The organism is Tessaracoccus sp. OS52, from assembly GCF_020687685.1.
GTDB lineage: Bacteria > Actinomycetota > Actinomycetes > Propionibacteriales > Propionibacteriaceae > Arachnia.
The window spans coordinates 41955-61112 of record NZ_JAJEWM010000002.1 but is presented as its reverse complement, the minus strand read 5'-3'; the positions used below and the strand labels follow the sequence as shown (position 1 = coordinate 61112).

General features: G+C 68.4%; 19 protein-coding genes. 14 read left to right on the top strand and 5 right to left on the bottom strand.

Annotated features, from left to right (window positions below; translation table 11 throughout):
• Nucleotides 1–159 precede the first annotated feature (159 nt).
• Both glp and moaC read left to right on the top strand, forming a co-directional pair.
• The gene (gene glp / locus LKO27_RS09870; RefSeq protein WP_227737335.1) at nucleotides 160–1365 is read left to right on the top strand and encodes a gephyrin-like molybdotransferase Glp; all 1206 of its coding nucleotides are present in this window, start codon (nucleotides 160–162) and stop codon (nucleotides 1363–1365) included.
• On the top strand, nucleotides 1358–1828 hold the full coding sequence (moaC, locus tag LKO27_RS09865) for a cyclic pyranopterin monophosphate synthase MoaC (RefSeq protein WP_227737334.1): 471 nt from the start codon (nucleotides 1358–1360) through the stop codon (nucleotides 1826–1828). The genes glp and moaC overlap by 8 nt, the downstream gene beginning before the upstream one ends.
• Here the strand turns inward: moaC and LKO27_RS09860 are convergent.
• Nucleotides 1825–2313 carry a molybdenum cofactor biosynthesis protein B gene (locus tag LKO27_RS09860; protein ID WP_227737333.1) on the bottom strand — a complete coding sequence of 163 codons (489 nt, stop codon included), beginning with the start codon at nucleotides 2311–2313 and terminating at the stop codon, nucleotides 1825–1827. The genes moaC and LKO27_RS09860 overlap by 4 nt on opposite strands.
• A gap of 77 nt (nucleotides 2314–2390) precedes the next feature.
• Here LKO27_RS09860 and modA point away from each other — a divergent pair, with 77 nt between their 5' ends.
• The 8 genes from modA (at nucleotide 2391) to arsA (ending at nucleotide 11579) form a co-directional block, all read left to right on the top strand.
• On the top strand, nucleotides 2391–3128 hold the full coding sequence (modA, locus tag LKO27_RS09855) for a molybdate ABC transporter substrate-binding protein (protein ID WP_227737332.1): 738 nt from the start codon (nucleotides 2391–2393) through the stop codon (nucleotides 3126–3128).
• Nucleotides 3128–3904 carry an ABC transporter permease gene (locus tag LKO27_RS09850; RefSeq protein WP_227737331.1) on the top strand — a complete coding sequence of 259 codons (777 nt, stop codon included), beginning with the start codon at nucleotides 3128–3130 and terminating at the stop codon, nucleotides 3902–3904. Before modA ends, LKO27_RS09850 begins: the two co-directional genes overlap by 1 nt.
• Entirely contained in the window at nucleotides 3901–4944 is a 1044-nt protein-coding gene (locus tag LKO27_RS09845) for an ABC transporter ATP-binding protein (protein ID WP_227737330.1), read from the top strand. Before LKO27_RS09850 ends, LKO27_RS09845 begins: the two co-directional genes overlap by 4 nt.
• A 103-nt stretch (nucleotides 4945–5047) precedes the next feature.
• Nucleotides 5048–8029: a FlgD immunoglobulin-like domain containing protein gene (locus tag LKO27_RS09840; RefSeq protein ID WP_227737329.1), complete on the top strand. Its 2982-nt coding sequence runs from the start codon at nucleotides 5048–5050 to the stop codon at nucleotides 8027–8029.
• 76 nt (nucleotides 8030–8105) lie between these two features.
• Nucleotides 8106–8708 (top strand): disulfide bond formation protein DsbA, encoded by a 603-nt coding sequence (locus tag LKO27_RS09835; RefSeq protein ID WP_227737328.1) that lies wholly within the window; start codon nucleotides 8106–8108, stop codon nucleotides 8706–8708.
• Between the two features lie 98 nt (nucleotides 8709–8806).
• Nucleotides 8807–9235 (top strand): VOC family protein, encoded by a 429-nt coding sequence (locus LKO27_RS09830; RefSeq protein ID WP_227737327.1) that lies wholly within the window; start codon nucleotides 8807–8809, stop codon nucleotides 9233–9235.
• Nucleotides 9236–9321: 86 nt separating this feature from the next.
• Entirely contained in the window at nucleotides 9322–9738 is a 417-nt protein-coding gene (arsD, locus tag LKO27_RS09825; RefSeq protein WP_227737326.1) for an arsenite efflux transporter metallochaperone ArsD, read from the top strand.
• Between the two features lie 53 nt (nucleotides 9739–9791).
• Entirely contained in the window at nucleotides 9792–11579 is a 1788-nt protein-coding gene (gene arsA / locus LKO27_RS09820) for an arsenical pump-driving ATPase (protein ID WP_227737589.1), read from the top strand.
• A gap of 9 nt (nucleotides 11580–11588) precedes the next feature.
• Here the strand turns inward: arsA and LKO27_RS09815 are convergent, their stop codons facing one another.
• The gene (locus LKO27_RS09815; RefSeq protein WP_227737325.1) at nucleotides 11589–12362 is read right to left on the bottom strand and encodes a hypothetical protein; all 774 of its coding nucleotides are present in this window, start codon (nucleotides 12360–12362) and stop codon (nucleotides 11589–11591) included.
• A 99-nt stretch (nucleotides 12363–12461) separates the two neighbouring features.
• Between LKO27_RS09815 and LKO27_RS09810 the strand changes: the two genes are divergently transcribed.
• Complete coding sequence (locus LKO27_RS09810) at nucleotides 12462–12821, top strand: helix-turn-helix transcriptional regulator (RefSeq protein WP_227737324.1); 360 nt, start codon at nucleotides 12462–12464, stop codon at nucleotides 12819–12821.
• Nucleotides 12822–12892: 71 nt separating this feature from the next.
• On the opposite strand, the gene LKO27_RS09805 is transcribed toward LKO27_RS09810, so the two are convergent.
• Entirely contained in the window at nucleotides 12893–14020 is a 1128-nt protein-coding gene (locus LKO27_RS09805) for a 6-phosphofructokinase (protein ID WP_227737588.1), read from the bottom strand.
• 115 nt (nucleotides 14021–14135) lie between these two features.
• Between LKO27_RS09805 and LKO27_RS09800 the strand changes: the two genes are divergently transcribed.
• Nucleotides 14136–14630: a flavodoxin domain-containing protein gene (locus LKO27_RS09800; RefSeq protein ID WP_227737323.1), complete on the top strand. Its 495-nt coding sequence runs from the start codon at nucleotides 14136–14138 to the stop codon at nucleotides 14628–14630.
• Between the two features lie 8 nt (nucleotides 14631–14638).
• Here LKO27_RS09800 and LKO27_RS09795 read toward each other — a convergent pair whose 3' ends face one another.
• The gene (locus LKO27_RS09795; RefSeq protein ID WP_227737322.1) at nucleotides 14639–16084 is read right to left on the bottom strand and encodes a sulfatase-like hydrolase/transferase; all 1446 of its coding nucleotides are present in this window, start codon (nucleotides 16082–16084) and stop codon (nucleotides 14639–14641) included.
• 3 nt (nucleotides 16085–16087) lie between these two features.
• Nucleotides 16088–17191, bottom strand: coding sequence for an ROK family protein (locus LKO27_RS09790; protein WP_227737321.1), 1104 nt, complete (start codon nucleotides 17189–17191; stop codon nucleotides 16088–16090).
• Between the two features lie 222 nt (nucleotides 17192–17413).
• Here LKO27_RS09790 and LKO27_RS09785 point away from each other — a divergent pair, with 222 nt between their 5' ends.
• Together LKO27_RS09785 and LKO27_RS09780 are read left to right on the top strand one after the other, a co-directional pair.
• Nucleotides 17414–18226 carry a carbohydrate ABC transporter permease gene (locus LKO27_RS09785; RefSeq protein WP_227737320.1) on the top strand — a complete coding sequence of 271 codons (813 nt, stop codon included), beginning with the start codon at nucleotides 17414–17416 and terminating at the stop codon, nucleotides 18224–18226.
• Between the two features lie 100 nt (nucleotides 18227–18326).
• Complete coding sequence (locus LKO27_RS09780) at nucleotides 18327–19130, top strand: carbohydrate ABC transporter permease (protein WP_227737319.1); 804 nt, start codon at nucleotides 18327–18329, stop codon at nucleotides 19128–19130.
• The last annotated feature ends 28 nt before the right edge of the window (nucleotides 19131–19158 follow it).

Below are 19158 nucleotides of genomic sequence, written 5' to 3'. Positions count from 1 at the left end.
CCAAGGCCGCGGGTGTCCGTCCGGGGCTGGTGGGGGCGCCCGACGACCCGCCTGGGTGTGCGTTGTGTGCTCGGCGTCGGAGCAGCGATCGCACAGCTAGCGGAACGGGAGTGCCGACAGCGTGGGCTGGTCTATCGTCGGGGCATCGGAAGGGGAGGCATGCGGACGGTCGAGGAGCATCTGGACGCGGTACTGGCGTTGGCGAAGCCATTGCCGGCGGTGCGAGTCCCTGTGGGTGCGGATCCCGACGCCGTGCTCGCTGAAGCTGTGATCGCGCGGCTCCCGGTCCCACCATTCGACAACTCGGCGATGGACGGCTTCGCCGTGCGCGCCGACGACGTCGCCGCGGCACCCTGCGTGGTGGACGTGGCCGGCGACATCCCGGCCGGAACCGCCGCGTCGACGCCCCTCGCGCCCGGGCAGGCGATGCGCATCATGACCGGCGCCCCGATGCCCGCCGGCGCCGACGCCGTCGTCCCGGTCGAGGACACCGACCAGCCACCGGGCGACTCTCCGCTGCCGCGCCGCGTCGAGGTACGGACCGCGCCCGTCCCGGGGCGTCACATCCGACGGCGGGGCGAGGACGTCGGCGTCGGCGACGTCGTGCTGTCCGAGGGCGCGCGCGCCACCTCGGCTGCGGCTGCGGCGGCGGCGTCGGTGGGCCTGGGGGAGTGGCTTGTGACCACCCGGCCGCGCGTGCTCGTGGTGGCCACCGGTTCCGAACTCGTCGCGCCCGGCGAGCCGCTCGGACCCGGGCAGATCCCTGACTCCAACAGCCTCCTGCTGGCCGGGTTGGTCAGGCAGTTCGGGGGGCGGGTGGCCGACGTCGTGAGAGTCGGCGACGCCACGGAAGACTTCCTCCAGGCGCTGGCCGGCGCCGACGCCGACCTGATCGTCACCACGGGCGGCGTCTCCGCGGGTGCCTTCGAGGTGGTCCGGCAGGCCACCGCCGGCGACGTCGAGTTCGTGAAGGTGGCAATGCAGCCCGGCAAGCCGCAGGGCGTCGGCCACTGGGAGGTCCGGGGCGCCAAGGTGCCTCTCCTCGCACTGCCCGGCAACCCGGTCAGCGTGTTCGTCTCCGCCTGGCTGTTCGTGCGCCCGCTCATCGCGCGGCTGGCCGGTCGGCCGGTCGGCCTGCCCACCCGCCGCGCCAACGTCGTCGAAGGCTGGACCACCCCGCCAAACCGTCGGCAGTATGTCCCCGTGACCACCACCCCCGACGGCATCCGCCCAGCTCACCGGCTGGGGTCCGGGTCCCACGCCGTCGCTTCCCTGCACCTGGCCGACGCGCTCGCCGTCGTCCCCGAAGACGTCGGGCAGATCCGCCCCGGCGACGTCCTGGAGGTCTTCGACACCAATGCCTGAGTTCAGCCACCTCGACGCCGCGGGCCAGGCCCGTATGGTCGACGTCACCGCCAAGCAGCCCACCGTCCGCTCGGCCACCGCCCGCGCCAAGGTCACCTGTTCCGACGGCGTGGTCACCGCCCTGCGCGACGGCACCGTCCCCAAGGGCGACGTGCTCGCCGTCGCCCGCGTGGCCGGGATCGCCGCGACGAAGCGGGTGCCGGACCTGCTGCCGTTGGCCCACGTCATCGGCGTCCACGGGGCGCGGGTGGACCTCGTGATCGTCGACGACGGCGTCGAGATCGAGGCCGAGGTGCGCACCGCTGACCGGACGGGCGTGGAGATGGAGGCGCTGACCGCCGCCACCGTGGCCGCACTTGCCATCGTCGACATGGTCAAGGGCGTGGACCGCAGCGCGGAGATCGTGAACGCCCGCGTCACCGCGAAGTCGGGTGGCCGTTCGGGGGACTGGCGCCGCGACTAGTGGCTCAGGCCGTCGAGCTGTCCGAGGATGTGCTCGACCACCGGGATCACGACGGCGGTGGCGTCGCGCGCACCACCCCGTGAGCCGGGCGCGTTGACCACGAGGGCCGAGCGGTCACCGTCGCGGACGACGACGCTGATGCCCCGCGAGGCGATGGCGAACGGGGTGTTCTCCAGACCCTTGCGACGGATGGCCTCCGCGATGCCGGGCAGTTCCTGGCCGCCTAGCTGGGCGGTTGCCTCCGGGGTGACGTCGCGGGGGGAGACGCCGGTGCCGCCCGTGGTGAGGACAAGGCGCGCGCCGTCGTGGATGGCGTGGTGGATGGCGGCGAAGATCCGCTGGGAGTCGTCGGGGACGATGACGATGTCGGCGCAGTCGAACCCGGCGGCCACCAGGGCGTCCCGGGCGACGGGCCCGGAGCGGTCCTCGTACACGTCGTTGAAGGCGCGATCGGAGATGGTGATGACCGCTGCACGAATTGGCATGCCACGAGCCTAGGACACCGCCGCTGCCTCCCGTCCGCTGCCCCTCCCGGACAAAGCGCCGATGCTATCGTCGCCCCATGACGGCGGACCGCTCGCGCAGACGGGTGGTGGCCCTGTTGGCCGCGGTCACCCCGCTGGTCACCGCCTGTGCCGCCCACGCCGAGCAGGCCCCCGTCGTCCTCGCCGCCGCCTCGCTCGCGGGTCCGTTCGAGGAGATCGCGCAGACCCAGGACATCGAGGTCGCCTTCTCCTTCGACGGGTCGGCCGCCCTCGTGGACCAGCTCGCCGGCGGCGCCCCCGCCGACGTGTTCGCCGCCGCGGACACCGCAACGATGGAGCGCGCCGTCGAAGCAGGCCTCACGGAAGGCGACCCCGTCCGGTTGGCAACCAACGTCCTGGTCCTGGTGACCCCGCCCGGCAACCCGGCCGGGATCACCGGACTCGATGACTCCCTGGCCGGCGCCAAGCTGGTGGTGTGCGCACCGGAGGTGCCGTGTGGTCGTGCGACGGCGGCGCTGGCCGACGATCTGGGCGTGCGTCTGAGCCCGGTCTCGGAGGAGACCAAGGTCACCGACGTCCTGGGCAAGGTCACCTCCGGTGAGGCCGACGCCGGCTTCGTCTACGCCACCGACGCCGCCGCCGCAGGCGACGCTGTGGACGTCATCGACGTCCCCGCCGCCGAGGACCACCCCAACGAGTACTGGATCGTCTCCGTCAGGGGTGGCTCCGGCGTGGAGGCGGCCGCGTTCATCGAAGTCGTCACGTCCACCGACGGCCAGGCCGTACTGGCGGCCCGCGGCTTCGGGGCGCCCTGATGCCCAGGTGGACCTGGCTGCCGTTCGGGATCGGGCTGGCGTTCCTCGTCGTCCCGCTGGCAGGGATGCTCGCGCGGATCCCTTGGGGCGAACTTCCGGGACTGCTCGGGACCGGGGCTGCCCGGCAGGCGCTGGTCCTGTCGCTGGTCACCTGTCTGGTGGCGACGTCGGTCTCGTTCCTGCTGGGCGTCCCGCTGGCGCTGGTGATGGCCCGACTGGAGGGCCGGTGGGCGACGGTGGTGCGCACGATCGTGACCATCCCCATGGTGCTGCCGCCGGTGGTGGCGGGCCTGGCGCTGCTCGCGACGCTGGGGCGCCGCGGCCTGGTCGGGCAGCAGCTGTCCGCGTGGGGGATCGAGATCGGTTTCACGACCGCGGCCGTCGTCGTGGCGCAGGTGTTCGTGGCCATGCCGTTCCTGGTGATCGCGCTCGAGGGCGCGCTGCGGGCTGACTCCGGCGACTACGGCACCGTCGCCGCCAACCTGGGAGCCTCCCCGACGCGGGTGCTGCTGCGCGTCACGCTGCCGATGGCCATGCCCGCACTGGTTTCCGGAACCGCCCTGACGTTCGCCCGGGCGCTGGGGGAGTTCGGGGCGACACTGACCTTCGCCGGCTCCCTCGCAGGCACCACCCGCACCATGCCGCTGCTGGTCTACCTGGTCCGGGAACAGGACGCCGACCTGGCGCTGGCGCTCGCGCTGGTGCTCGTCGTGGTGGCGCTGGTGGTCGTCGCGGTCTCGGCGAGGTTCAGCCGGCGGATCAGGGTGGGATCGTGAGCGGGACGAGGGTGGCCGCCACCGTGCGGGTGCGCGACGTCGAGCTGGACCTCGAACTGCCCGAGGGTGTCTGCACCGCCGTCGTCGGGCCCAACGGAGCGGGCAAGTCCACGCTCGTGGCGCTCCTGTCGGGGGCCCTGCGCCCCGACAAGGGCACCGTGGAGGTGCTCGGCCGGCGGCTGGCCGACGAGCGGGGCTTCGTGCCCGCCCACCGTCGGGGCTTCGCACTCCTGGAGCAGCGCGCTTTGCTCTTCCCGCACCTCGACGTGCTGGCCAACGCGGCCTTCGGGGTCCGGGCGCACGGCGTCGGCAAGGCCGAGGCCCAGTCCCAGGCCCTGCGGCACCTGGCCGCCGTCGGCTGTGTCGACCTCGCCGCCCGCAGACCGGCCCAACTCTCCGGCGGTCAGGCCCAGCGGGTCGCACTGGCGCGCGCGCTCGCCGTCGACCCCGACCTGGTCCTGCTCGACGAGCCGCTGGCTGCCCTCGACGCAGCGGCCGCCCCAGAAATGCGCGGGCTGCTGCGCTCCCACCTGCGGGGGCGCACGTCGGTGCTGGTCACCCACGACCTGCTCGACGTCCTCACCCTCGCTTCCCACGTCGTGGTGATGGATGCCGGCCGCGTGGTCGAGGAGGGACCGGTCGCCGACGTCCTACCGCGGCCCCGCAGCCGGTTCCTCGCCGACTTCACAGGCGTCAACCTGCTCACGGGGGAACTCGTCTCCGGCGGTCTGCGCCTGGCCGACGGAACCGTCGTCGCCGGCTTGATGGGCGACGACGCCACCGCCGGACCCGGCTGGGCCAGCATCCCCGCGAACGCCGTCGGGTTGCACCTTCGAGATCCCCACGGCAGCCCGCGCAACGCCTTCGACGTCGTGGTCCGCTCGCTGGAGCCCCGCGGTCCGGTGGCACGGGTGGTGGTGGACCTCGCGGGCCAGTCGCTCGCCGCGGACCTGACCACGAACGCCGTCGCGGAACTGGGGATCGAACCGGGGCTGCGGCTGGTGGCCGCCATCAAGGCCACGGCCGTGACGCTGTACTGACCTCCCGGACGTGCGTATCGCGCCCCGCGCTGGACGACTTGGATGCCGGTCGGTACCTTGAGCCAACGACCACGGTGGTCGTGGTCCTCGAGAAAGCACGCCGATGCGCCGTCAGGTCGCTGCCCTTGCCCTCTCCGCGCTGCTGGCGACCAGCGTCGGAGCGTCCCCGGCCGCCGCAGAGGGGACGCTGACGCCGGTCGAGTCCCTGCCGGGTGTGGTGGGGCCAAGCGCGACCAACGGCTTGTTGGCCAGCGACGACGGACACTTCCTGGTGGGTGGCGCGACCCTGATCGACGGCGAAGGCGAGGTCATCCAGCACTTCGACGGCGCGGGCGCCGATGGAGTGCCCGCGACCGCGAGCCTGCGTTCCGACAGTCGGGCCGTGCTGAGGAACAATGACCAGTTGCTCGTCGTCGACCTCGCGACGGGGGAAGCCACTGCCCGGCCGGATCCGGGGGTGGGCACGTATCTCGGAGCTGAAGGCTGGGTCGGCCTCAGGACCGGAACCGGCGTAGACACCTACGTCTTCCACAGCTGGGAGGGATCGCAGACAGAACTGATTCCCGCCACGTACACCGAGGTGCGACTGGACCGGGGTCGGGCCCTGATCCCTGGGAGGGACGCCAGACTCAACGTCATGGATGTCGCCAGCGGCGAGGCCTACTCCATCGCAGGCGTCCCGGGGGACTCGCAGTGGCGCACCAGCGAGCGCGGCGTCAGTTGGGCAAGTCTCACCCAGTCCTACGAGGCGCCGGCAGCCAGGCAGTGGTGCCATGCCGACTGGGGTGCCACCGAGGGCGTCTGCACCGACTACACCTGGGAACGGCCTGCTGGCACCGCGCGCACGGTGCTCCCGGGAGCAACCGCACTGTTCGTCGTCGCCGACGACGGCATCTCCGTCTTTGCCGGTGGCTCCTGGCGGCTGGCCCCGATCCCCGCGGGGTCGACTGCCTCCGGTTGCCGCATCGACGACGAGGAGGTGGTGTGCATGCTCAAGGGCCCGGAGACGTGGTGGCTCTGGCGCGTCGGCGCCGATGCGGTGGACCGGCTGGTCCCGGTGCCCGACTCGGAACTGACCATCACAGCCGCTTCCCTGACTCCCACGGCCGTGTACGGGACGGACGACCGCAGATACTTCTGGCCCGAGCAGGGCGTCTGGCGCCAAGACCTGACCGGAGGTGCCCAGCCGGTGCCACTGCTCGCCGGCCGCACGGTCCTCGCGCAGGGGGCGCGCGCCGTCGTCGGCACCCAGTGGCACCTCGACGATGAGCCCGGCGTGGAACTCGACGCCGCCGCGGTGGAGTTCCTGTCCGGTCCATACGCCGTCGCCACCGGAACGGGCTGGTACTCCGACGCCGTGTTCGGCCCGGACGGGACGCGGCGCTACGGACCGAACCGCGCCATCCATGCCATCTTCGGGACCAACGTCCTGGAACCCAACGGCATCTACGACCTGACCACCGGTCTGCGGGTGCGTGAGCTATGGGCAGACTCCCGTCACAAGCTGTGGGGGGCCTGGATCCTGCGCGACAACGACTCGGTGGAGAACTGGGCGACGGGGGTCGGGGCTGAACTGGCGGTGCCTTCCCAGCACTGGGGCTCAGACGTGCTCCTCGGCGACGGCATCGCCATCCTGCAAGGGCGCGGGGACGACCGTCGCAATCGCGCGTTGATCTATGACCTGTCGCGAATCGAGCAGGGCAAGCCGCTGGTGGCGGCCCTCGACCTCTCGGTTCGGGTGCTGGCGCTGGACGGAAACCGGATCGCGTGGACCGAGCCCGACGACTCCCGCACCGGCCGGCCCGACGGAGACATCCACATCTCGGTACTGCCGTTCGGGGGCACCTCCGAGCCGTACTTCCTGGGCTCGACGGCTGCCGGCACCGGATTGGCGCAGACAGCACCGTGGCGGACCTCGTTCGACTTCACCCGCGACGTCACCCCGGGCACCCTGACGATCCGGGACTGGACGGGACGCGTGGTGCGCACCCTCCCGACGCCGGCCTCGCGGGCGGGGATCATCCGCGACGTCGTCTGGGACGTTCGCGACCAGGCAGGTGCCGTGGTGGCGGACGGACCCTACACCTGGGAAATCTCGACGACGGATGCGCAGGGACGCACGGCCAAGGGCTCCGACACCCGCTCCGCAGTAACGGGGAACCTCACGGTCGGCACCGGCCTCATTCCCGTGACGGCACCCACACCGAAGTTCGTGGATGCATGCGGTGACCATGCCGACACCTACACCCTCGCTGCCGGCCAGGGCTTCGACTACAAGACCGGGACGACCGTGCGAGCCCCCGGGACCTACACCGTGGGCGCCGTCAGGGAGATCCCGATCACCGCCGTCGCCCGACCCGGCTACCGGCTGACGGGCACGACGAGTTGGACCTTCGCGCCGTCGCCGGCTCTGTGTTCGCTCAGCCTCCCCGGGTCCGTCAAGTACCAGGACCTGCCGGGTACGGCGAACGACACCTACACCCTGCCAGGCCCGTCGCCGCACGTCATCGGTTGGATGGTGAACGGGAGACTGACCCCGGCGGGCACATACCCGGCGAAAGGCACCTACACGTTCGAGCCCCTTGCCGAGCGCGGTTACGACACGTTCGGAATCGTTGTGCAGTTCACCGATGTGCCCGAACCCACAGCGCAGCCATTCGACGTTTACACGAATCCCGGCACCCACCTGTACAACGGGCGCACCTGGGACACGCGGTGCGAACCCTATTCCCAGACCCAGCGCTGCCGCACCCAGATCATGGCGTCGACAGTGGTTCAGAAGGACGGCAAGTTCACCGTCGTCAACGGCTGGGTGTTCAACAACCTCACCTATCTTCCGATGGCCCGCAGCGCGTGGAAGGGCAACCCGCTGGGCGGCAATGGTGAGGTGGGCAAGGAGATGTCCTGGACCGCGATGGACGGGCGCCAATGGCGCACTCAGTGCGACACTGCCGTCACCGGCCGGGGCGGCTGCCGTTCCTACGTGCGGGCGTCGCTCATCGTGACGGAGCCGGTCCAGGGAGGCGGTAGCCGGTACCTGTGGGATTCGCGCTGGATACTGAACAACATGGTTCGGTTCTCGTAGCCGGCCGACGGCGGGCGTGCGACGGCGACCCGGACGTGGCCGCCCCTGCTTGGCGCCGTGTGGTTGCATTGGGCCCATGACGACTTCCGTTGATTTCTGGTTCGACCCGACCTGCCCCTGGGCCTGGATGACCTCCCGCTGGATGCTTGAGGTGGAGAAGGTTCGCGACGTGCAGACCACCTTCCACGTCATGAGCCTCGCGGTCCTCAATGACGGCCGCGACCTGCCGGAGGACTACCGCAAGGCGATGGACGCCGCCTGGACGCCCGCGCGGACGGCGCTCGCCGTCGAGCAGGCCCACGGCTCCAAGGGGCTGCGGGAGTTCTACACGGCCATCGGCACCCGCTTCCACCCGGGCCGCGAGCCCAAGGAGGACGCCACCGTCGCCAAGGCCCTTGCCGACGTCGGGTTCTCCTCGGACCTGCTCGAACTCGCCCGCACCGACGAGCTGAACGACGCCCTTCGTAAGTCGCACCACGAGGGGATGGACCCGGTGGGCGACGAGGTGGGCACGCCCGTGTTGCGGGTCAACGGGATGAGCCTGTTCGGCCCGGTCATCTCCCCGGCGCCGAAGGGCGAGGAGGCCGGCGACCTGTTCGACGGCTTCGTCAAGGTCACCGCCTACCCGGGCTTCTTCGAGCTCAAGCGCACCCGCACCGTCGGCCCGATCTTCGACTGACGCCCCCGCCGGGGCAGGAAATCGGTGGATCGGCACACGAGTGTCGGTCCACCGATCCACAATTGGGCAGCGGGACAGTCCCGGCGAAAGGTGCGGCAATGACCATCTCCATCACTCCCTACCTCCAGTTCGACGGCGACGCGCGTGAGGCCATGGAGTTCTACCACTCGGTCTTCGGCGGGGAGCTCACGATGACCACCTTCGGCGAGGGCATGGGGGACACGGCCGACGCGGAGTCGGCCTCCCGGATCATGCACGCCTCGCTCTACGTCGAGCCAGGCTTCCACCTCATGGCCTCCGACACCGCCCCGGGGATGCCGCCGGCCCGAAACGGGGTCTACTCGCTGAGCTCCGACGGCACCAACGCCGCCGACGACGAACCGCTGCGTGGTTACTGGGAGAAGCTCGCGGCCGACGGCGCCATCGACATGCCCATGGAGGTTGCCCCCTGGGGCGACGCCTTCGGCCAGGTGACGGACAAGTTCGGGATCAGCTGGTTCGTCAACGTCACGGCCGCGCAACGCTGAACGGTCGCGGCCGCACGTTGCATTGACATCCGTCGATACGGCGAGCAGGATTGCCCGTATCGATAGACGTCAATAGGAGACCAGCCATGACCACCCAGCCACAGACCGCTTCCACCGGCACCCGGGTGATCGAGGTGTTCGAGCCGGCGCTGTGCTGCAACACCGGCGTGTGCGGACCTGACCCGAGCGAGCAACTCATCACGTTCACCGCCGACGCCGCACACCTGGCCTCCAGGGGTGTCCGGGTGGTGCGCCACAACCTGGCGAACGATCCGCACGCCTTCGTGAACAACCCCGCAGCCAACGCGTTCCTGCAGATGGTCGGTTCGGAGGGTCTGCCCCTGGTACTGGTCGACGGTGTGACCGTGGCCGCCGGGACATACCCGGACCGCGCTCAGCTCGAGAAGCTCGCCGGTGTCGAGCCGGAACCGCTCGTCGGCCTGGACCTGGGCCTGAGCGCGCAGAGCAGCGGTGGCTGCTGCGGTGGTGGTGGAGCGTGCTGAACTCCACCGTCGCCCACGCGCGAACTGATGTGACGTCGACGCCTCCCGCTGACCTGGCCTTCCTGAGGGACCTGCCGCGGTTCGTCTTCTTCACCGGCAAGGGCGGGGTGGGCAAGACCTCCGTCGCCTGCGCCACCGCCCTCACGCTCGCCGACCGCGGCAAGCGCGTCCTGTTGGTGAGCACCGACCCGGCGTCGAACGTCGCCCAGGTCTTCGGCCAGCCCATCGGTCACTCAATCACGCCATTGGAATCCGCCCCCGGAGTCGACGCCCTGGAGATCGACCCCGACGCGGCCGCGGCGCAGTACCGGGAGACCATCATCGGACCCGTCCGCAACCTTTTGCCGGCGGCGGAGATCGCGTCAATGACCGAGCAGCTGTCCGGGTCCTGCACCACGGAGATCGCATCCTTCAACGAATTCACCGACCTCCTGGCTGAGCCGGCCCGGACAGCCGGGTACGACCACGTGGTGTTCGACACCGCACCCACCGGGCACACGATCCGCCTGCTGCAACTGCCCGGAGACTGGACCAAATTCATCGACGACGGCGCGGGCGATGCCTCGTGCCTCGGCCCGATGTCCGGCCTGGACAAGCGCCGAGAGGTCTACAGCGCCGCCGTCGACGCGCTGGCCAACCCTGAGCACACCCGGCTGGTCCTCGTGGCCAGGGCCCAGGAGTCCACGCTGCAGGAGGTTGACCGCACCCGGGTCGAGCTCGAGGGCGTCGGGCTTGCCAACCAGTACCTCGTAATCAATGCGGTGATGCCCGAGACCGGCGACGGCGACCCCCTGGTGGCGGCGGTGCGTCGTCGCGAACAGGAGGCGATCGCCAACCTGCCCGAAGGTGTGGCGGCTCTCCCGCGCGACGTCATCGAGTTGCGTCCATGGAACATCATGGGCGTGGCGAACCTGCACGACATGTTCCGGCTCGGCTCGCCCGCCGCAGCCACCGCCGAGCGCCCGGCGCACCACACCCGCAACAGCGAATGGCCCTCCGTCGGGTCGCTGGTCGACTCCCTCGAGGAACAGGGCCACGGGCTGGTCATGTTCATGGGCAAGGGTGGCGTCGGCAAGACGACGATGGCCCACGCCGTCGCGCTGGCCCTGGCCGCGCGCGGTCACGGGGTCCTGCTCACAAGCACCGACCCGGCCGGGCGGGTGGGGTCCTCGTCCTACGACCAGTTCCCGAACCTGCGCGTCGAGCGGATCGATTCGAGGGTCGCGCTCGCCGAGTACACGAGTGACGTGCTGCGCTCGAAGGGGTCACGCCTCGACGAGGCGGGGCGGCAGCAGCTGCTTGAGGACCTCCGCTCACCCTGCACCGAGGAGGTCGCGGTGTTCCGCCAGTTCTCGGCGGCCATCCGGCAGGCCAGGCGCAAGTTCGTCATCATGGACACCGCCCCCACCGGGCACACTCTCCTCCTCCTGGACGCCACCGGCTCCTACCACCGCGACGTCGTCCGACAGCTTGGGGCGGACGCCCACGTCACCACGCCGATGATGATGCTGCAGGACCCGACGTTCACGAGGCTCTGCATCGTCACGCTGCCTGAGTCCACCCCCGTGCTGGAGGCTGAGCAGTTACAGGCCGACCTGGCCCGCGCGGGGATCCGGCCATGGGCATGGGTGGTGAACAACTCGGTGGCAGCAGCGGACCCGGACTCACCGTTCCTGCGGGCGATCGCAGCGAACGAGGCCGAGCAGATCGCGCGGGTGCAGTCCCTGGCGGAGCGCTCAGCGCTGGTGCCGTTGCTCGCGGAACCCCCCGTCGAACCAGGGCAACTGCTGGACTTGGTCGACGGGGTGCCGGAAGCGGGACGGGAACCTGTCGCCGGCTGAGCGACGACGTCAGGCCCGGGCCGCGGTGGCCCTGAGGAACGAGTGCCAGCCGTCGGTATCGGCGAGTGGGCGGCTGATCCCCAGCTCCCGCTGCACCTCTCGCAGCGGGGAGCGGGTCTGCTCGTCGTAGCCGCCGGTTGTCTCGACATCGCGTCCGAAGACGTGGCGCAGCGCAGCCTGGACCAGGTGGACCTGGGCCTGTGAGCCCTCGCTGAAGGTGCTGAGCGAATCACCGGAGATCGAGTTGTCCACGTGGATGTGATTGTGGTGCCCGACGTTGTACAAGTAGGTGAGCGTGTAGGCGAAGTGCAGGTGTAGCGACGCGGCCAGCCGCCAGTAGTCCCGCAGCTGGCCATCGGTTCCAGGCTGCCACTTGTCGAACCGGCAGGAGACGCTGCCCCCGTCGTGGACCACCTCGGCGAAGTCGAAGGCGCGCCCCACCTGGTGGAAGGAGGCGCAGCGGTCTACGTAGGCTCCGTAGCTCCACACCGACTGGATCCGGCCAAGCCCACTCAGGTCGGACCAGTCGGCAGCCCACGCCTCGAGCCGCCGGAGGAATGCGGCGTCGGCCCGCATGGTGGTGGGTCCCCGGGTGATCTCGTAGCCGAGGACCGCAGTCCCGACGCTGCTGAAGTCGACGAGCGGCCCGGGAGTGCGGCAGGTTCCCTGTGCCTGGCCGTCGTCCGGTTGCTCGGGTAGGGGTTGGGCGTCGTCGGAGCCGCAGCCGGGGAGCAGGAGCGTGCCGCCCGCCAGGAGCAGACCGCGACGGGACACAATCGCCATGCCCAGATGTTAGCCAGCCCGTGGGCGACCAACATCGGACGTTGGTCTGAGCGTCGCTGGGCAGATCGAAGATTGTCGATGCGAACGTAGACTGTGGGCATGAAGCACACGTTGCCGGTGGTGGAACCAGCCGATTCCGACTCGTGCTGCGTCACGCCCACGGTTGAACTGCTCGCCTCCGACGACGCGGAGCGGCTCTCGAATGTGTTCAAGGCCCTGGCCGACCCGACGCGGGTGCGGCTGCTGCGCTACCTCGCGGAGTCCGAGGACGGGACCGTGTGCGCCTGCCACCTGCCCGCGGCGCTAGGCATTTCGCAACCGACGCTGTCGTTCCACATGCGCAAGCTCCACGACGCCGGTCTGGTGGACCGGGACCAGCGCGGCCGCTGGGCCCACTGGTCGGTCAAGCCCAATGTCCTGCGCGACGCGGTGGCCGTGCTGAACCTCACCGTCGGCTGAGCGAGGCGGCTTCCGGATTCGGCATCGACACGCCGGACGCCGCGGAGTCATCCGGCTCGGTTCAAGACGGTTCAGTCGCCCAGGCTGGTCCCCACGTTGCGGGCGGTCCGGATCCAGGAGTGCTCCAGCGGCACCAGCGACAGGTTCCCCGCGACGTCCTTGAGCGGCACTGGTTCGGTGCCCTCGCCCTTGGAGCCCACCATGATCCCCCACTCACCGTCCGCGATCAGGTCTGCCGCGGCGGAGCCGATCCGCGAACCCAGCAACCGGTCCTCTGCGCACGGGATGCCGCCGCGCTGGACGTAGCCGAGGATGGTCACCCGGGTCTCCAGGCCGGTGGCCTCCTCCAGCTGGTGGGCCAGTTTGAAGGTGTGCTCCCGGTGCTCGTACTCGACGCTGGCAAGGTGCTTCTTCGCCGCCGCCTTGGCCTCGGGGGTGTTCGCGTCCTTGACCAGCTTCACGGCTGCCTGCAGTTCCACGGTGTCCTCGGTGTCGCGGGCGCCCTCGGCGACGGCCACGACGCTGAAGTTGGTGCCGCGCTTCCTCCGGGCCTGGATGGCAGTGACGATGGAGTCGACGGAGAACGGGATCTCCGGCAGGAGGATCACGTCGGCGCCGCCCGCGATGCCCGAACCCAGGGTGAGCCAGCCGGCCTTGTGGCCCATGATCTCGGCGATGATGATGCGGTGGTGGCTGTGCGCCGTCGAGTGAAGGCGGTCGATGGCGTCAGTGGCGATCTCCAGCGCCGTCGAGAAGCCGAAGGTGTTGTCGGTGTGCGCCACGTCCTTGTCGATGGTTTTGGGCAGGTGCATAACGTTCACACCGGCGTTGGCGAGCCGGAGCGCGTTCTTCGCGGTGCCGCCGCCGCCCAGCAGCACGAGCCCGTCCAGCTTGTTCTTGTCGACGATCTTGGCGATCTCGCCGGTCATGTCGCGGACCTCGCCGTCGACCAGCATTTTGTGGGCCTTGTCACGGGAGGTGCCCAGGATGGTGCCGCCCGTGGTGAGGATGCCCGAGAGCATGGAGGTGTCCAGGTCGATGTGGCGGTCCTCGGACAGCCCTCGGATGCCGTCGCGGAAACCGATCAGTTCCATCCCGTGAGTGCCGATGGCCGCCTTGCCCAGACCACGGATCGCCGCGTTGAGGCCGGGGCTGTCGCCGCCCGCCGTGAGGACTCCGATTCGCTTCGCTGACGCCATGATGTCTCCCTGCTCGGCTGTGGGAGTCCCGACGATACCGCGACGGCCCGGGGCACGGGGCGGGAAGGGGACCCCGGCCGGTTCCTCCAGTTCCGCGCTGCCTATGGTGTGCCGCATGGGACGCATCCTCATCACCTACGCCACCCGGTCAGGCTCGACGGCCGACGTCGCCAACATCCTCGCGGGCGGACTGCGGGATCAGGGACACGACGTGGTGGTCGCCGACGCCAGGGAGAACCCGTCCGCGGTGGGCTACGAGCTCGTCCTGGCAGGCAGCGGGATCAACGCGGGCCTGTGGTTCGCAGAGGCGACCAACTGGCTGCAGCGCAATGCCGCTGTCCTGGAAGGTCGCACCGCGTTGTTCAACGTCTGTCTGGGTGCCGTGGACCCCGCCAAGCGGAACGAGACCCTGGCCTACAACGATCTTGCAGCCAGGATCGTCGAGCCACTGAACCAGAACTCCTTCGCCGGCCGGTACGTCCCCGCACAGGTGGGCTTCCTGAAGCGGTTGTTCCTGCGCTCGCTGCGGACCCAGCCCCAGGACCACGTCGACCCCGACGCCATCCGCGCCTGGGCCGACGAACTCAGCGGACTCGTCCCGGCCGCCTGAGGATCGTCCTAGTCCTTCTCAGGGTTACCATCCGGGGCTGGCTCTGTGGCGTAAGTCAGTCGGTCTGGGAGACCCCGAGTTACGGGATGGACCTGGCCGAACCCGCGGACGTCGTGGTCCCACGCCGACACATCTGCGCGTTGCCTGAGCTGATACCACTCATGCAGTCGTCGATGCAGCTCCTCCTTGATCGGAGTCGCAGCCGCGTCATCGATCAGGTTGACCCGCTCCTGTGGGTCCGCCTGTCTGTCGTAGAGTTCGTCGGGTCCTTCCCGCCGGTTCACGTAGACCCAGCGACCGTCTGTGATCATGCGGCCCATCCCGTACTCCGCAGCGACTACGACCACGTCCGCGCCTTCGTCAGCCCCACCGAGCAGGAGTGGAGCGATCGAGTCCTCTGCCCGCCACCGGTCTGGCGGAGGTTCCACCCCCGCGAGTTCGCAGATCGTCGCATGCATAGCCATCGCGGACGTCAGTGCCTTGGTGGTTCCTCGGCTGCCCCAGGGGACGTGAGCCACCAGCGGGACGCGCACCGACGTGTCCCAGAAGTTGAGAGGCCACGTGCCGTTGCCCTTGCCCCAGAGACCGTGGTGACCGCAGCTGAACCCGTTGTCTGACATGAAGATGATTACCGTTGACTCTCGGAGGCCGGCCTCTTCGAGTTCCTCAAGGATCCGTCCCAAGCCTGCGTCCACGGCCGAAAGTGAGGCTGCGTAGCCCACCAGTCTTGGCAGCGGATGCTCGTAAGCCCCATCGAAGTGGGTGTGAGAGAGCGTCCATTCGTGTCTCGGTTCGCGTGGCACTGATGGGAAGTCGCAGTCTGCATAGAGCGACGTGTACTCCTCCGGGTGTCCCTCCAACCAGGGGTCGTGTGGGGCTGTGTAGTTCACCTGGAGGTAGAAAGGCTGATCGGGCTTTCTGTCCCGGATGAAGCTGATCGCCTCTTCGGTGATGGCATGCGTCAGGTAGCGCTCTTCGTTGACGGGTTCACCATCCCGCCAAACCGGGGCGCCGACGTAGGGCCCGCCCCCGTAGCGGTGCGCATACCAGCGCGTGAAACCGGGTGCGGGATGGCGAGAGTCCCCAACGTGCCACTTGCCGCTCATCCAGCACTGGTAGCCAGCTGAGGCGAGTACTTCTGGCGTCGTCTGCTGCCCTTCAAGGAACCTGTCGGGAAGGGCGCCCGGAGCCCGGTCACCCACGATCCAATCGTGCACGCCGTGAGCTGAGGGCGCCCGTCCTGTCAGAACCGATGCTCGGGCGGGTGAGCAAACCGGTGACGCGCTGTAGAAGTTGGTGAACTCCAGGGAGTCTGCCATCAGCTCTTCCAGGCTCGGCATTTGCAGTTCTGGCATGTGGCGGGGCATCGACCACCAGCCTTGGTCATCGGTCATGATGACGACGAAGTTGGGACGTGAGACGGCTGCGTCGCCGTCGACCGTAGCGGAGGTCAAGTTTCACTCCCTCGTGAGTCGGGTTCTTGGCCCCCAGAGATCCGGGAGCAGTCGGTCAAGACCAGCGCGTGCTGCGCCCTTGAGGACAGCGTCGCCGGTGACCCGGGTGGTTTGGATTGGCACAGTCATGGGCCATAGCGAGGCCAGCGAGGCTTCAACCGACTCGGCCAGCTTCTTGCCGCCGGCTTGCCCCCAGGGGCCACCAAGGACGACCATCTGCGGATCGACCACCGAGCAGATGGCGCCAACAGCCAGAGTCACTGGGAGTGTCAAGGCTTCGAAGTCGGCCGACCGTCCTGTTCGAAGTCGGCCGATCACGTTCCCCAGTCCGCCCGACACCTGGTTGCCGGGACCGAGTGCCGGCAGTTCGGGACCCGTAGGCAGGTAAGCAATCTCGCCAGCCGCCCCGTTCGTACCTCGCCACAGTTCGCCGTCTAGCACTATGGCCGAGGCAATGCCCGCAGGGCCGATGGAAATCAGGACGAAGTTATCCGGCGTGCTGGGCCGGACCGCCTCCAACTCTGCGAGTCCAAGAAGTTTCACCTGGTTTTCCAGATGCACGGGCATCTCGAGCTCCTGCTCCATGTTCGAGCGGATGGCGTCCTTCCACTCCGGATGCCCTTTGACGTAGGCGACATCTCCAGTGCCGGGATCGACGACTCCTCGGGTGGCGACCACGGTCAGTTTCACCGAATCCGCATCGACCTGAGCGGCTTGAACAGCATTGCGTATGGTCTGGGCCACATGTTGGGACGGGCTGTGGGTATCCGTGGGTTTGCCTCCGGAAACCACGGAGAGGAGTTCTCCTCCGAGATCCGCTATTGCCGCCACGCACTCGTCGGGGGCAACCCTGGCCACGGCGACAAGCGCCTTGCGAACGTTCACGCGATAGCCGTTCGCCCTCGGTCCTCGGCGCCCAGCGACGACACCCGCCTCCTCGATGAGGCCATCGGCCAGCAGTCGCTCGAAGAGTTCCAGCGTCGACGGTTGCGACATGCCCAGGGCAGCCCTCATTCCCGACCGGGTCATCAGGCCGCTCGAGAGCATCAGGTCCAAGGCCACACGGTCGTTGATCCTGCGTGCGATCTGCGGAGCAACACTTTGCATGGGACAACCATAGGCTGTTTACACATAGGTCGGCTACTGGTAAGTTCCGGTCTCATGTCAGTGTCAGACCCACGAAGGGGTGGGACCGCGCTTGCGGCCATATCCCCCGCCAGCGATGTCGAGGAGTCGATTCCCCGCACCAAGAAGACGCCTCTGGAGAGGTCTCGCAAGAGGGTCTTCTGGTGGTTCGTGTCACCGGCACTGCTTCTGTACGTGGCATTGATGATCATTCCGAGTGCGCAGACGATCTGGATCAGCCTGCACCAGTGGAGCGGTGCCGGGCCTATGGACTTCGTCGGGCTGGGCAACTACCGCCGGATATTCGGGGATCCCATCTTCCTCACCTCCTTCAAGAACACCTTGGCGATCCTCTTCGTCGTTGGCGGTGTCACCTTCGCGATCAGCTTCGTTCTGATGCTGGTTCTGAGGGACCTACCCGGCCGACGGTTCATTCGCGCCGTCATCTTCTTCCCCAACATCGTGCCCGGCGTCGTTCTGTCGATCGTCTGGGGCTTCCTCTTTCAGCACGAAGGACTCGTCAACACCTTCCTTAGGGGGATGGGTGTGGATGCTCCGCCTGAGTGGCTGAACGAGAACAACCTGTTCATGGTCATCATGATGGGTCTCATCTGGATCAACACCGGGTTCTTCGCAACGATCCTGCTGGCCGCCGTCGACCGCATCCCGCCGTACCTCTTTGAAGACGCTTCGTTGGCGGGCGCAAACGCCTGGCAGCGCATGCGACACATCATTTTCCCGTTGACGTGGGATGTGATCGGAGTGGCAGCAATCTTGTGGACCATCAGTTCCATCAAGATCTTCGAGTTCATCTACGCCTTCGCTGGGGGCGCTGGTTACCTTCCCCCGACCAAGGTCTGGAACACGGCGGTCTACACCTACGCCGAGGCCTTTTCCGCCCAAGGAACGCCCCGCTACGGCACCTCAGCGGCAACTGCGATCGTCATGCTGCTCCTGGTGGGCGCCATGGTGGCTCTCGTTGGGCGGATCTTCCGACACGATTCGATCGAGTACTGAGGTGGCAACCGTGCTACGAAACCAGACTGCACCCGTCTCGCGACCCAGCGGCCCTCGCACCCGAGGATCGGATCTGCCTGGAAAGATTCTCTGGAATGTTGTGATCACGCTCGTTTGGGCACTGGCGATCTTTGGCATCCTCCTCCTGGCTTGGATCCTGCTCTCGAGCTTCAAGTCGACCAACGAGTTGTTCAACGATCCGTTCGGCCTGCCCGACGAGTGGAGGTGGGAGAATTTCGCCAGTGCATGGGGGGCCAGCAACTTCGACACGGCTCTCGGCAACAGCCTGATCCTGGTCCTTTCGACCGGCGCAGCGACCGTTCTACTCGCCGCCCCGGCGTCCTACGCGCTGAGCCGTTTCGGGGTGTTCGGCAGCCGAGCCATCACCATGGCCTTCGCGATCGGTGTCGGCATCCCGGTGCAGGTCATCATCCTGCCGCTCTACAGCATCATGAACGAGCTCTACCTCGTCAACAGCCTGGAAGGGGTGTGGCTGCTCTATGTCGCGACGTCGCTGCCCTTCGCGGTGTTCTTCCTGACGGGCTTCTTCATCTCATTGCCGAAGGAGATGGAGGAGGCTGCGGCGCTGGATGGGGCGGGGCCCGTACGCACATTCGTGACGATCATGCTCCCACTGGCACGCTCGGGCCTTGTCACGTTGCTGATCCTGAACATCATCTCTCACTGGGGGGAGACGATCATCGCACTCGTGTTCCTCCAGACCACGAACCTTGAGACCTTGCCACTGGCGCTTCTGAAATTTCTCCAGCGACTGCAGTACACCGGCGCTGACTGGGGACAGCTTTTCGCAGGCGTGGCCATCGTGATCGGTCCCGTCCTGGCCCTGTACGTATGGCTCGGCCGCCGCATCATCGAGGGCCTGACCCTGGGCGCCGACCGCTGAGCCACCAACAACCAACTCATCCCACCAC